Consider the following 13152-nt stretch of genomic DNA (forward strand, 5'->3'; position numbering starts at 1 on the left):
CTCCTTTAATCCAACTATCTTATTTTAATTGTACTTTTATTTTTTTAACCCCATCTAGCAACCCATTGACCGCTAGGCTTTGATGATAAGCATATCCGCTACCTTTGATGTCAATCTCAACACCTGTTAATTGCGCGAGCTTCAAGAGGTCATTTTTCGACCAACCCGTGACATCTGGCATCGTCATTGCCCCATTGGTCATTAAAATGACTCGCTGTTTAGGTAAAATCACACTATTGGCCTTTGGTAATTGCTGGACGACTAAGTTCCCACTACCAACAGAAGCGGTTTGTAGGCCTAAATCCGTTAATTTCTTTTGTGCTTCATCCGTTGATTGACCAATCACAGACGGAACTGTTACTTGTTGTTGTGTGTCTTTTTCAGCCTTTTTGGTATACTCCAGTGCCCGTTTCATCATTGGATTGAAGACCTGTGCCAAAATACTTTCAGCACTATCTGTCATATTCTGCGGCTGTTTCATTGTGACATATAAAATATACTTAGGATCATCAGCTGGTGCAATCCCTGATACAGAGAAGATATAATTGCTTGCGCCGGTTAAATAGCCACCGTCTGGACCAGTAATTTGTGCGGTCCCGGTTTTAACGGCTACTTTATAATCTGGAATTTGGTAAACCTGACCCGTCCCATAATCTTGATAAACAACATCTTCCATATTTTGTAAGACAGATTTGGCCGTGCTAGCCTTAATTGGTTTACCAGCTTTGATTGGTTTTACTTGATGATCCTGATTAATCCCAGATAAAATCTGCGGTTTAATCATTGTGCCATCGTTCGCAATCGCACTTGTCATCTGAAGCATCTGCATTACATTAACGTTAATCCCTTGACCAAATGAAGTTGTGGCCTGATCTAGTGGCCGAACATATTGCAATGTCCCCTCTGTTTCGCCGGGTAATTGAATACCAGTTGGTTTTAAGAAGCCAAACTTCTGAATGTAGTCTTTCCAAACCTTAGGACCCATGGCTTGTTCAAGCTTGACCATCCCAACGTTACTTGATCGTGCAAAGGCTTGACTCAGCGGAATCATCCCCCAGCCACTCGTTTGCCAATCACTAATTTTCTTATCGCCAACTCCAATAGAACCGGATTGATAATACTGATTAGGATTGTAATTACCAGAGTCGATGGCAGCTGCCAAGGTTGCAATTTTCAAAACAGAGCCTGGTTCATAGCCATCTTCAACTAATGTATCTCGCCAAATCTTGCCAATTCCCTTTTTAGTGCTGGCATTAAAGGTTGGTCGTTGTGAAGCCGCCAAAATTTCACCCGTTTTAGCATTCATCAAGACGGCATTCATACTCTTAGGCTTATATTTTTTATTGACGCTCGTTAATAAAGTTTCCATGTATGATTGTAACCGAGAATCTAAGGTCAAGTAAATATCTTGGCCGTTTTTAGCGGCTTTTACTTTGTTTTTCTTTTGATTGATCGTGTATCCATAGGAATCACGGGCAAAATTCTTGTAACCATCTTGGCCTGCTAATTGTTTGTTGAAGTATTTTTCAATCCCCATTACACCAACGAGGCTTTGATCAGCGCCGTCTTTGTCCTTTGGTGATTGAGCGATACCAATGACGTGAGATGCGAATGTTCCATTAGGGTACAGCCGCGTAGGGGACTCATTGAAGTAAATACCGGTTAAATGTTCTTTTTCAATCTTCCGTTTGATGCTCAGTGAAAGGTTTTGGCCGGCACTTCCGAATTCAACTTGATAAACTGAACGGTTAGCTGGCGTTAATTGTTTATAGATTTTTTCTTCACTCAATGGTAGATAGCGACTCAAAACTTTCGCTGTTTTTTTCTTATCAGTTACATATAACGGCTTCTTATTAGGACCAACGTAATCGTGACTTAATACCGCATACACTGAATAGGCGTTAATATCTTGTGCCAAAACGTTCCCTAAAGAATCATAAATTGTACCGCGTTGTGCGCGAATCACGGAATCAGCTTTGTATTTTTTCTGTGATCGTTTCGTTAAATCCACCCCTGCAATATGCCCAGTAGCAGCAATGTAAGCAAAACGACCGGCGAAAACTAGAAAAATCGCCGCGATAATTAGCAATAAAAGCCTGCCAAAAACGCGTCGATTCCGCCGTGGACTCTTACGTGTCTTAACTGATTTCATTTAGACACGTTCCGAATATTATTTTCATTTAGTTTAAGATCATGTTTCTGGGCAAAAGCATTCAGACGGTCAGAGCTTGTTAATTCACCGATCTCCTGTTTTAAATCATTATTGTTAGCGCTGACTTGGGCCATCTTTTGAGTCGTACTTTCTAATCCTCGTTGTGCATTAACAACTGCAATTTTGGTGGTTAACAAACTAACCAACATCGCGAAAAAGATAATTCCAATAACTGACGTCGCTAATTTTTCAACAGCTGAAAAAGCCACTTTTTTAGACTGGCTTGCAACTGCTTGTTTATGTGCAGTAGGCTGCGTTTTTAGCGGTGCTACTGGCGGTTCTAATTGGCGTGCCGTGTTAGTTGCCATCATCATCAATCCTTCTAGTCAATTTCTTTTTGTTTTTCTGCGACACGTAGCTTAGCGCTATGTGCACGATGGTTTTCTTCTAATTCATCATCTGTTGGTAGAATCGGCTTGCGGTTCACTAATTTTAGAACCGTTTTTTGTTCTTCTGGTAAAATTGGTAACCCTTTCGGTAAATCTGGGAGCGTTGCTTGTTCCTTAAACATCGTCTTCACCAAACGATCTTCTAATGATTGGAACGTAATGACACTGATCCGCCCGCCGACATTGACCAATGGAATAGCTTGTTCGAGTGAATCTTCAATTGCCCCTAATTCATCATTGACCGCAATCCGAATCGCTTGGAAAATCCGCTTCGCTGGATGTCCACCCTTTCGTCTTGCTGGTGCAGGAATTGCTTCTTTAATCAAATCAGCTAATTCGATTGTCGTTTCAATCGGCGCAACTGCTCTTTGTTGTTCAATCTTCCGCGCAACTTGTTTTGAGAACTTTTCTTCGCCGTAGCGGAAAAAGATCTTAATTAGTTGTTGATAGGTCCACTCATTAACGACATTGTAGGCACTGAGTTCCGCCCCTTGGTCCATTCGCATATCAAGTGGGGCTTCTTTCTTATAACTAAACCCGCGTTGGGCATCATCAAATTGTGGTGATGATACGCCTAAATCGTATAAAATACCATCAATCTTAGTCACACCGTGTTCTGCTAACGCTGCTTTTAAATAGCGGAAGTTACTCTTAATAAAAGTCACTTGGCCCGCTTCAGCATATTTGGCTAATCGTTGTTTACTACTTGCTAAGGCATGATCGTCTTGGTCAAACGAATAAAGATGACCGGTCGTCAGCTGAGATAACAAATATTCACTATGGCCGCCGCCCCCTAATGTTGCGTCTACATACACGCCATCGGGTTGCACATTCAAGGCATCAACCGTTTCTTTCAATAAAACACTTTGATGTTTAAATGTTTCTGTCATCTATTTACCATCCTTCTAAAAATCAAAATCTAACATATTTTCTGCAATATCATCAAAATTCTCTTCAGCTTCTTCGCTAAAGCTCGCCCATTTTTCCTGGCTCCAAATTTCAATGCGGTTTGAGACCCCGATTAACACACATTCTTTTTCAAGACCAGCATGTTTAGCAAGTGTGTCTGGGATATTCACCCGACCTTGCTTATCAGGAGAACATTCGACCGCCGCTGAGTAGAAAAAGCGGACGAACGCGCGGGCATCTTTTTTAGCAAGGGGCAGTTTTTTTAACTTCTCTTCCAACTGTTCCCATTCACTAAGGGGGTAACCAAAAATACAATTGTCCATACCACGGGTGAGTACAAATTCCGCACCTAATGATTCACGAAATTTAGCCGGCATGATTAACCGACCTTTCGTATCAATCGTGTGATGAAATTCGCCCATGAACATAACCATTCACCCCTTTGCCCACCTTAACTGATTTTAGTCTACCACAATCCCCCACTTTCTACCACATTTTGCCAAAAAAAACCAAAATCTTATCATTTTGGAACCAATTGTGCACGATATTTATATCACTAGCCTTTTTGACCAAAAAAAACAGCCATTTCGTTAACCGAAATGGCCGTTTCACTTGTTAATTAAGTAAGCTTATTTTGGGCTGTCGCACCACTTCTAAGCAACGCCGCAAAAAATTGCTCACTTTAATCTAATTTTTAGAAGTTTAAAATGCCAGTTGCAGCGAGTGAACCAAAAATGACTGAGCCCACTGTGGCGATTAACATTACCCAAACGAAAATTTTAGTAATGCGACTAAACGTGCTTGTTTGTTTCTTCAATTATTCCACCACCTAGACTTTTTTCTTATCAGCAGTTTACACCGAATCACTTGAAAGTGCAACTCAGTCCTTTTTATCTTTTCCAAAAGACGGTACAATGGGACTATTAACTTTCGAGGTGATTTAAATGCCATTTAGCACAACACTTTTCTTTGCAGGCTTACCGCCCGTCTGTGTCGCACTCGGCTACTGTATCGACCGGTTGACTCAGCGTCTATTTAAACATCGTTTTCATTATATTAATTGGCTACCAATTCCATTGCTAGTAAGTGCTATCTTTCTGAGTATGCCAATTTTCAGTAAAGCTGGCTGGTTCTTTTGCTTAGCTATCTGTCTGTGGGGAATCATCTGGAGCTTAACGCGCTTTTACTACGACCGTGCGCTGTACCTACGTAAGTTTCTACGGAGTTGGTGGCGCTTTGTCCTCGTGATGGCCACAGCATGGTACCTATCCTTTCTAATCATCACACTCCTTTAAACCAAAAAAGCGGTGTCGACTCTTTCAATTTGTCGACACCGCTTTTCTTAGTTTAAAAAATATTTCCCTAACGCGCTTAATTGCGTAATTGTGATTGTCGGTTGCACCATGATTGGTAATCGATCAACATCAAAATAGGCCGTCGCCACATGGGCGTTAATCCCTGCTTCAATATCTAATGCACGATCACCAATCATCACGGTTTTAGTTTTATCCAGCTGATAACGATCACATAAATCGTTCAAACTATCTGGCGCCGGTTTCCTGGCAAATCCGCTCTGACTCGTAACAATTTCAGTAAAATAATCTGCTAGTCCATGCGCTGCCAAAAATTTTTCTGCAGCATCATCACGATGGGTCAATAAGAAATTCTGACCATGTGCACTAATCTGTTTCAAAATCGCCGCTGCCCCCGGATAAGGTTGTGGCGTCTGTTGTAATTGGTGTTCTAATTCATGATATTCTCGATCCAATTGTTCAAATGAAACATTAGTTTGCTGAGCAAGCATCTGTAGTTCCCGTTTAATTGAAGTCTGCTTAATCGCTTGGTATAAGTGCGATTGATCGACTGCGACTTGATGATCACGGTAAACCTGACTGAGCGCCGTCATCATAACAGGATAAGTATCATACAATGTACCATCGAAATCCCAAATCGCATTTTGATAACTCATTAATTATCCATTCTCCTTTGTATCAAATAGGATAGTGACTGGACCGTCATTGACCAAAGCCACCTGCATATCGGCTCCAAATTCTCCAGTTGCGACGCGAATCCCAGTCGCTGCTAATTTTTGATTAAACTGTTCATATAAGCGTTTAGCATAGTCCGGTTTCCCAGCCGCAGTAAAGCTTGGGCGATTGCCCTTCTTAGTGCTAGCAAAAAGGGTGAATTGTGACACCGATAAAATGGCACCGTCAACCTGGGCCAACGCCAAATTCATCTTGCCATCTGGGTCTTCAAAAACGCGCAATTGACTAATTTTCTTAACCAAGTAATCTAAATCAGCTTCAGTATCATCATCACAAATACCGACCAATAACAAAAAGCCTTGGTTAATCTTGCCAACAATCGTCTGATCAATCGTGACACTTGCTTGGCTCACTCGCTGTAATACTACTCGCATATTAAGTCGCTCCTATCCTTGAACCCGTTTGACTTCGTAAACATCTGGGATGTTCTTCACGGCTTCCATAATCGTTTCTAAATGATCTGTATTGCGAATGCCGACTGTCACATGAATATCCGCCATCTTATCGTGATCAATCCGCCCCATCACGTTATTTAGCTGTTTCGTATGTGCATTTAAGGACTGTAAGACATCGTTCAATAGTCCACCACGGTTATAGCCGTAGATTTCCAAATTCGCATCATAGAGTTGATCATTCTTAGCGTTGGTATTTTCCCAACTGACTTCAGTCAATCGACTGTTCATATCTGCCCGATCAACGATATTCGGACAATCGCGCCGATGAACAGAAACCCCACGTCCCTTTGTTACATAGCCAACGATATCATCACCAGGGACTGGATTACAGCATTTACTCAAGTGCACTAAGACATTGTCGACACCTTCAATAACAACACCGTCTTCATGTTTGATTGTGATATGGCTACCATTTGCTTTAGGCCCTGGTTGTTGTGAATCCTTCGCTGATAGAATCTCAGCTTCTAATGCTTTTTGTTCACTTTCTTCTTTTGCCCGTCGTTCTTTAATCGTTAAGCGATTGACGACTGACTGTGGTGAGATTTCACCGAACCCAATTGCTGCAAACAGTTCTTCTTCGGCATTAAAATTAAAATGCGGTAGGATGACAGCTATCTCGGCTTTAGTGAGGTGTTCTTTTGGTGTATAACCATCTTCTACCAACAGATGTTCAACAGCCGTCCGTCCTTTTTCGACGTTTTCATCCCGATCTTCTTTTTTAAAGTAGCGCTTAACCTTATTCCGAGCACGCGCGGTGAAAGCGAGCTTAATCCAATCACGACTTGGTGTCGCACTTGTTGACGTCAACATCTCGACAATATCACCATTACGTAATTGATAGTTCAACGGTACAATTTTGCCGTTAATCTTAGCTCCAACAGCGTGGTTCCCGACTTCAGTATGCACTAAATAAGCAAAATCCAGTGGTACTGAACCCTTTGGTAGTTCATAAACATCGCCTCTGGGTGTGAAAACATAAACGCGATCGCTAAAGATATCGCCTTTGACGCTTTCCATAAATTCTGCAGCATCATCGGAAGCATCTTGAATTTCAAGAATTTCACGGAATAAATCGAGTTTACGCCCTGATTCATCCAGCTTAATCTGTTCCTTAACGCCTTCTTTATACGCCCAATGTGCAGCGACCCCATATTCAGCAACATCGTGCATTTCTTGCGTCCGAATTTGCACTTCAAGCGGTTTGCCTTTGGGACCAATCACAGTTGTATGGATCGATTGATACATGTTGGCCTTTGGCATTGCAATGTAGTCTTTAAACCGACCGGGCATCGGTTTCCACTTAGTATGGATTGCTCCTAAAACAGCATAGCAGTCCTTGATTGAGTCAACAACAACCCGAATTGCGAGTAAATCATACAATTCTTCAAATTGTTTATGCTGGTCGCGCATCTTGCGATAAATCGAGTAAAGATGCTTTGGTCGTCCATAAATGTCGTAATTCATATCTAAATCAGCAATTGAGTCTTTAATGTCTTCAATTGCTTCTTGAATATAAGATTCGCGTTGTGTCCGCTTAGAATTCATAAGGTGCACAATCCGATAGTACTGTTGTGGGTTCAAATAACGGAGCGAGATATCTTCCAATTCCCACTTAATCTTACTAATCCCTAACCGGTCAGCCAATGGTGCATAGATTTCTAATGTTTCGTTAGCAATTCGGCGTTGTTTTTCGGGTTTCAAATGTTTCAACGTCCGCATATTATGCAAGCGATCGGCGAGTTTGACCATAATCACCCGCAAGTCTTTAGCCATTGCTAATAACATCTTCCGGTGATTTTCAGCCAGTTGTTCTTGGTGTGATTTATATTTAATTTTTCCTAATTTCGTGACACCATCAACGATTACCGCAACATCTTTGCCAAACATCTCTTCAACATCACCTAACGTGATATTCGTATCTTCGACAACATCGTGTAAGTAACCAGAAGCAACCGTAGCGGGATCCATCTTCAATTCAGCAAGAATCCCTGCAACTTGAATTGGATGAATAATATACGGTTCACCTGATTGGCGAACTTGTTCTTTATGCACATAAGCTGCAAAATCATACGCTTTTTGGACAAAAGCAAGATGTTCAGTATTCATGTATTTCTGACATAACTGTAGCACTTCCTGCTGTGAAATTACTTTTTCTTCTGGCATCCTGCCTCACTCCAATTCCTCTTACTCGATTAAAAATGTACTGAATACAACAAAACTGACTCAACTAATTAACTGTCGAGTCAGTTTGCTTAACGGCGTTCATACGCAGTATTAATTCCTAAGTAACTTAATAAACAATAAATAGGAACGAACCAATAGTTATAATCTGCGTAGCGCACAACCACCATCAATCCAAATAAAATCGGCAGGTACAAAATGTGATACCAAGCTGCATGGGTCTTTTGAACACGATACCCAATCATAAAGGCTGCGCAACCATTGACAGCCATGAATAGCAGTCCAATCCGCCACGTTTTATCGATGTGCAAGACACCAAACACTAGCGGTAAAACGACCGCCAAGAGAATGGCCACTAATAAATAGCGTACCCAATCCATTTTTAAATAACGATTATTCATAAATTTAGTCATGTTGTGCCCCTCTGTAAAAAGATTACATCTATCATACTATAAAGTAGCCAATTCTGTCACATACGAAATCGCACTTAACAGATATAACGGCGCGGTCTCGGCCCGTAAAATCCGTGGTCCTAAACCAGCCATCTTAAAGCCAGCCGCCGCAAGCATCTCAATTTCCTTGGGCGCAACGCCGCCTTCTGGACCAAAAACACAAAGTAATCGATCCCCAGGTTGGGCTGTTTGTAAGCTCTGAACTAATTGGGCATGCTCACCGTCTTTAGCTGACTCTTCGTAAGCCACTAATTTAATCGTCGCTGATTCTTGTGCGACCGCCGTTAAACTGTTACGCCATTCAATAGTTGGTACATGCGTCCGGTGAGCTTGTTCGGCTGCTTCTTGCGCAATTTTTTGAAGCCGCGCAACTTTCTTAGCTTGTTTTTTATCATCCCAGCGTGCGACTGAGAATTGGCTATTACAGAAAATAAACCGGTGTGCACCCAACTGCGTGCCTTTTTGAACAATCCAGTCTGTTTTGTCACCCTTTGACAAGCCGCATACAATCGTCGTCTCAATCGGTAATTCAACTGATTTTGTAATTGGCGATTGCACCGTAACGGTGACTGTTTTGTCTGTTGCATCCAGTTCAGTTAATTCACCGATGAATGCTTGTTCATCCGGCGTTACCAATTCAACACGATGACCAGGCTGCATCCGCATCACTTTTAGCATATGATGTGCAGTTTCACCCGTTAAGGTCACTTGTTGTTCTACTTGAATTGCTTCATCAATAAAATAACGTTGCATGCCATACTCCTCTTAATCGTCGTCCGTCTTTTGGCGTGTAATCAATGCCACCCAGTCACCCATATGAAGGGCTTCTTGAACAACAAAATCATTCGCCGCTAACGTTTCACGGACAAGTGCTTCTTTATCTGCAATAATGCCGGCCAGTAATAGGTGTCCATTGTCATTCAATAAAGCCTTGGCTTGGGGAATCAAGGGCACGATAATCTCTGCTAAAATATTGGCCACAATCACATCCGCTTTCGTTGTAATCCCGTTCAACAAATCGTTGGGATGGGCATCAATGCCAGCGGTCACTGGGTTGAGGGCAAAATTTTCCTTAGCGGCATCAACCGCAACTTGATCCACATCATAGGCGCGAATATCATTGACTCCTAAATGCGCAGCCGCAATACTCAAAACCCCAGAACCAGTCCCGACGTCAATTAAAGATTCACCGCCGCGTAAAACCATTTCTAACATTTGTACGGATAGATGGGTTGTTGGATGCGTTCCTGTTCCGAAAGCCATCCCCGGATCCATCCGAATCAGTGCTTCGCGTTCATCAGTCGGTTGATAGTCGGTCCAACTTGGCACAACCGTTAAAAAGCGAGTTAGCCGCGTTGGTTGATAATATTTCTTCCAAGCTGTCGCCCAATCATCATCGGCGACTTGTGCCAATGTCACCTTACCAGAACCAATCGCTAACCCAAAGTCAGTCAATTGGGCAACGCGTTGTTCAATCAACGGTAATTTTTCCGGCACAAAAACTGTTTCTGGGAAAAAGGCACTCACTGCAGCACCCGTTTCAAGGTGGGGAATACTGTCTAGATCAATAATTTGATCTGGCTTTGCCTTTAAATGTTCATAATCGGCTGCGTCTTCGATTTGGATTCCTTCCGCACCATTTTCCGTTAAAATATTGGCGATTGCTTCCACTGCTTCATTAACAGTAGCGACCGTTACTTTTGTCCATTCCATGTAGCATGTCTCCTTCTTAATGTGGGTTGCTTAGTATTTAGGGTAAGCGTAGTATTTTTTCGCTAATTGATCATCTGCTTGAGCGACAGTTGCTTGGAAAACAGTGTCATCCCAGTTTAAGATAAAGGTTTCTTCGTCTGATTCATCATTCACAAAAGCGGCTAATTGATCTTCGCCTTCATCTAATAAGTCTTGTAAATAGTTGAAAAAGCCCCGACCGACTTGTGCGTTTAACCCCTTGCGACCAGCAAATGGAATCACTGCTAAATAATTGTCTGCATATTCAAAGCCGTCCATCTTACTTTCATCGAAGAATAAAATCGCATCTTCATAACTGATTTCATCCGATTCGTTCAATTCACCATTTTGATCTTCAACGGCAATTGCTTGTTCCTTAGTCACGTTTAATGTGAATTCCAATTCAATCGCCCGAGCTTGTTTGTCCCAGTTGATATTCATATCCCCACTAAATTGTAAATCATCTAATTCTGCATCGAAAAATGCTAACATATCCATTTCAGCCACTGTATTCACCATATCCTTTTAATTAGTCGTTATTTAAGTCAATTTTAAAGTTGAACGTATTAACATCATACCTGATTATGACTTGAATCTAAAGCAATCATTCAAAAAAGCCCAGAACAAAATGTCCCAGACTTTCAATCGTAATTCTACTTAATGTACTGCTTGGTTCTGACCCCAATAAATAACGTCCATACTCTGATCGTCATAACGTTGGAACTCAATTCCGAGTGCTGCATCAGATTCTGCCATCACACGACCATATAGCCGCATATCAGCTTCTGGCGTGTTGCCATCTGGGCGAATGGCATGCATCAACATAAACTTAGCCATTTCTGATTGTAGATGGGCTTCAATCGGGGCCAACGGATCAAAAACCATCGTGACAAACCGAATATCACTACTATCGCCATCACCAATTAATTCAACAATCGGAAACCCACCAAAATTTTGTTGTTGTTTTAAATAAGCCAATAACTGGTCAATCTGTTCTTTTGTGAAGGCTGATTTATAAAAGAGGAAATGCCAAGTTTGTCGTTTCATCGTGTCACCCACCCGTTATTTATTACATATAGTATGCCATACTGTCACCAACAACGCGAACTTAGTCTTTTTTTGGTAATTGATTCGATTTTGGTTGGTGATATGCCTTTTTCAAGCCAGCAAATGTCGCTTGAATCTTTTGGTAATGCATTTCATCGTTACGCGCATGCTTCACCAACTGGGTAAAATCGTGGGACTGTAAGTCCTTTTCTGTTTGTTTTTTAAACCACAACATATCATCACTCCTTATGTAATTTTATTATACAACGAAACGTTATCATTGCAGTCTTAAATTTACTTTTAAACCAAATTGCCGTAAACTAACACTATTCATTAAAGGAGTCTATTATGGGAAAGAAGAAAAAGCAAAACGCATTATCCAAAACATTAGTTGAAAAAATTCTAGATAAACAAAAAGTGGCCTACACCCAACTTGAATTCCCAACAGAGGAAGTCCACAACGTTGCCCAAATGAAGGTCGATCATCTCGATATCGATGAACATCTTATTTATAAAACATTGGTGCTCTCTGGTAAGAGTACCGGCCCAATCGTCGGTGTCGTCCCGATTGATTGTCATTTAGACGAAAAAAAATTAAGCCAAATTTCTGGCAACAAAAAAATTGCGATGGTCCCATTAAGGGAGCTCGTGGCCACTACTGGCTACGAACATGGCGCTAACACGCCCGTTGGAATCTGGGAACAATCCCACTATCCGATTTACATTGACCAACAGGCTGAAAAGGAACCATTCATCTATGTCTCATCCGGTAAAATTGGCCGCTCAATTCAGATTAATCCGCAAGACTTACAGCGGGTCACTGAAGCCACCTTTGCTGACATCAGTGAAGCCTAAAAATATGATAAGAGGGGCTAGAACAATTCACTTGTTCTAGCCCCTCTTATTTTTGAGTTTAATCTAAATATTGGGCCAAATTAGCACCAGAAATGATGACTTGTTCCTTCAGCAAATTTGGTTCTTTAATAATATTATGAACCACCGTTTCGGGTAAAACATCATTTTGTGCGAGCATTTGCAGAGCATCATCTTGCATCACGACTTTTTTAACCATATTATGTATTTTAATCGTTGCAACATATTTTTGCGATTCCCGTTCTTCAACCACTTCGTAGTTGCCGTAATAATGTTTATCTGTCATTAACTCATCCCCTTAAGGTTAATAATATCATATTTCAACAAATAAAACTAAGTAACTTATCCTATAATAAGGGGAAACTGTTAAAAAATACCAAAAAAAAAAGCAAAACAATAACTGTTTTGCTTTTTCCATTATAGTAAGGAGAGTACAGGATTATATTAGGACTATATTTTACCGTAGTACCAGTATTTCTGTACTCTTCTGGGACAATATTGGGACAATAGAATTTAAAAATTTAAATATAATGTATTTGCTTTACCAGTCTTTTTATCATGAATAAAGGCCGTGTGTTTAACAGAACCGTCTGGATTATAGACATCTGATTTTTTTAAGGTCATGACATCACTCACCCGCAGTAGGGTGGCTTTACCAACTTGAAAGATGGTGTAGTTACGCCGACCCGCCCGAAAACTATCTAGTAGAGTGGTAGATTGCAAATTTAATCCGAATTTTTGGACAAATTTGTCAGCATAACCTGATACGGTGTTTGCCAGTCGAGTATTTTAAGCGGTCGCTGGTTAATTTGGAGTAACGTCGTCGTTAAATCTTGAGCACTAATGTGCTCAAAA

At 41.2% G+C, this 13152-nt stretch carries 17 protein-coding genes and 2 pseudogenes; 2 read left to right on the top strand and 17 right to left on the bottom strand.

Annotated elements, in window-relative coordinates; all coding sequences use genetic code 11:
* Positions 1-19: 19 nt before the first annotated feature.
* From ACF1X7_RS08640 to ACF1X7_RS08660, 5 genes are all read right to left on the bottom strand, one after another.
* Entirely contained in the window at positions 20-2152 is a 2133-nt protein-coding gene (locus tag ACF1X7_RS08640; RefSeq protein WP_411162676.1) for a penicillin-binding transpeptidase domain-containing protein, read from the bottom strand.
* Positions 2149-2523, bottom strand: a complete 375-nt coding sequence (ftsL, locus tag ACF1X7_RS08645) for a cell division protein FtsL (protein WP_223315966.1) — start codon at positions 2521-2523, stop codon at positions 2149-2151. The genes ACF1X7_RS08640 and ftsL overlap by 4 nt, the downstream gene beginning before the upstream one ends.
* Before the next feature lie 11 nt (positions 2524-2534).
* Positions 2535-3491 (bottom strand): 16S rRNA (cytosine(1402)-N(4))-methyltransferase RsmH, encoded by a 957-nt coding sequence (gene rsmH, locus ACF1X7_RS08650; protein WP_004270706.1) that lies wholly within the window; start codon positions 3489-3491, stop codon positions 2535-2537.
* A gap of 15 nt (positions 3492-3506) precedes the next feature.
* The gene (mraZ, locus tag ACF1X7_RS08655) at positions 3507-3938 is read right to left on the bottom strand and encodes a division/cell wall cluster transcriptional repressor MraZ (protein WP_004270711.1); all 432 of its coding nucleotides are present in this window, start codon (positions 3936-3938) and stop codon (positions 3507-3509) included.
* Between the two features lie 266 nt (positions 3939-4204).
* Positions 4205-4327, bottom strand: coding sequence for a DUF4044 domain-containing protein (locus tag ACF1X7_RS08660; RefSeq protein WP_039099598.1), 123 nt, complete (start codon positions 4325-4327; stop codon positions 4205-4207).
* A 127-nt stretch (positions 4328-4454) separates the two neighbouring features.
* On the opposite strand from ACF1X7_RS08660, the gene ACF1X7_RS08665 reads away from it, so the two are divergent.
* Complete coding sequence (locus ACF1X7_RS08665) at positions 4455-4805, top strand: DUF3397 family protein (protein ID WP_076787715.1); 351 nt, start codon at positions 4455-4457, stop codon at positions 4803-4805.
* Between the two features lie 47 nt (positions 4806-4852).
* Here the strand turns inward: ACF1X7_RS08665 and ACF1X7_RS08670 are convergent, their stop codons facing one another.
* The 9 genes from ACF1X7_RS08670 to ACF1X7_RS08710 all read right to left on the bottom strand — a co-directional run bounded on the left by ACF1X7_RS08670 (position 4853) and on the right by ACF1X7_RS08710 (position 11659).
* Positions 4853-5479 (bottom strand): HAD-IA family hydrolase, encoded by a 627-nt coding sequence (locus tag ACF1X7_RS08670; protein ID WP_004271154.1) that lies wholly within the window; start codon positions 5477-5479, stop codon positions 4853-4855.
* 3 nt (positions 5480-5482) lie between these two features.
* Complete coding sequence (dtd, locus tag ACF1X7_RS08675; RefSeq protein ID WP_039099315.1) at positions 5483-5932, bottom strand: D-aminoacyl-tRNA deacylase; 450 nt, start codon at positions 5930-5932, stop codon at positions 5483-5485.
* A gap of 12 nt (positions 5933-5944) precedes the next feature.
* Positions 5945-8176, bottom strand: a complete 2232-nt coding sequence (locus ACF1X7_RS08680) for a RelA/SpoT family protein (protein WP_064777057.1) — start codon at positions 8174-8176, stop codon at positions 5945-5947.
* A gap of 89 nt (positions 8177-8265) precedes the next feature.
* Entirely contained in the window at positions 8266-8607 is a 342-nt protein-coding gene (locus ACF1X7_RS08685) for a hypothetical protein (RefSeq protein WP_004271163.1), read from the bottom strand.
* Between the two features lie 36 nt (positions 8608-8643).
* Positions 8644-9399, bottom strand: coding sequence for a 16S rRNA (uracil(1498)-N(3))-methyltransferase (locus ACF1X7_RS08690; RefSeq protein WP_004271153.1), 756 nt, complete (start codon positions 9397-9399; stop codon positions 8644-8646).
* 12 nt (positions 9400-9411) lie between these two features.
* Complete coding sequence (gene prmA / locus ACF1X7_RS08695; RefSeq protein WP_004271158.1) at positions 9412-10359, bottom strand: 50S ribosomal protein L11 methyltransferase; 948 nt, start codon at positions 10357-10359, stop codon at positions 9412-9414.
* A gap of 30 nt (positions 10360-10389) precedes the next feature.
* Positions 10390-10875 carry a DUF3013 family protein gene (locus ACF1X7_RS08700; protein WP_223315971.1) on the bottom strand — a complete coding sequence of 162 codons (486 nt, stop codon included), beginning with the start codon at positions 10873-10875 and terminating at the stop codon, positions 10390-10392.
* 159 nt (positions 10876-11034) lie between these two features.
* Positions 11035-11424: a hypothetical protein gene (locus ACF1X7_RS08705; RefSeq protein WP_039099311.1), complete on the bottom strand. Its 390-nt coding sequence runs from the start codon at positions 11422-11424 to the stop codon at positions 11035-11037.
* A gap of 61 nt (positions 11425-11485) precedes the next feature.
* Complete coding sequence (locus ACF1X7_RS08710) at positions 11486-11659, bottom strand: hypothetical protein (RefSeq protein WP_004271151.1); 174 nt, start codon at positions 11657-11659, stop codon at positions 11486-11488.
* Between the two features lie 113 nt (positions 11660-11772).
* Between ACF1X7_RS08710 and ybaK the strand changes: the two genes are divergently transcribed.
* Entirely contained in the window at positions 11773-12279 is a 507-nt protein-coding gene (gene ybaK, locus ACF1X7_RS08715) for a Cys-tRNA(Pro) deacylase (RefSeq protein ID WP_039099310.1), read from the top strand.
* 58 nt (positions 12280-12337) lie between these two features.
* Here the strand turns inward: ybaK and ACF1X7_RS08720 are convergent, their stop codons facing one another.
* From ACF1X7_RS08720 to ACF1X7_RS08730, 3 genes and pseudogenes are all read right to left on the bottom strand, one after another.
* The gene (locus ACF1X7_RS08720; RefSeq protein ID WP_004271157.1) at positions 12338-12583 is read right to left on the bottom strand and encodes a hypothetical protein; all 246 of its coding nucleotides are present in this window, start codon (positions 12581-12583) and stop codon (positions 12338-12340) included.
* Positions 12584-12819: 236 nt separating this feature from the next.
* Positions 12820-13020, bottom strand: a pseudogene (locus ACF1X7_RS08725) (site-specific integrase); the annotation flags it as partial.
* A gap of 2 nt (positions 13021-13022) precedes the next feature.
* Positions 13023-13152, bottom strand: a pseudogene (locus ACF1X7_RS08730) (IS30 family transposase); the annotation flags it as partial.

The organism is Latilactobacillus sp. VITA-14 (genome assembly GCF_046580785.1).
Classification (GTDB): domain Bacteria; phylum Bacillota; class Bacilli; order Lactobacillales; family Lactobacillaceae; genus Latilactobacillus; species Latilactobacillus curvatus.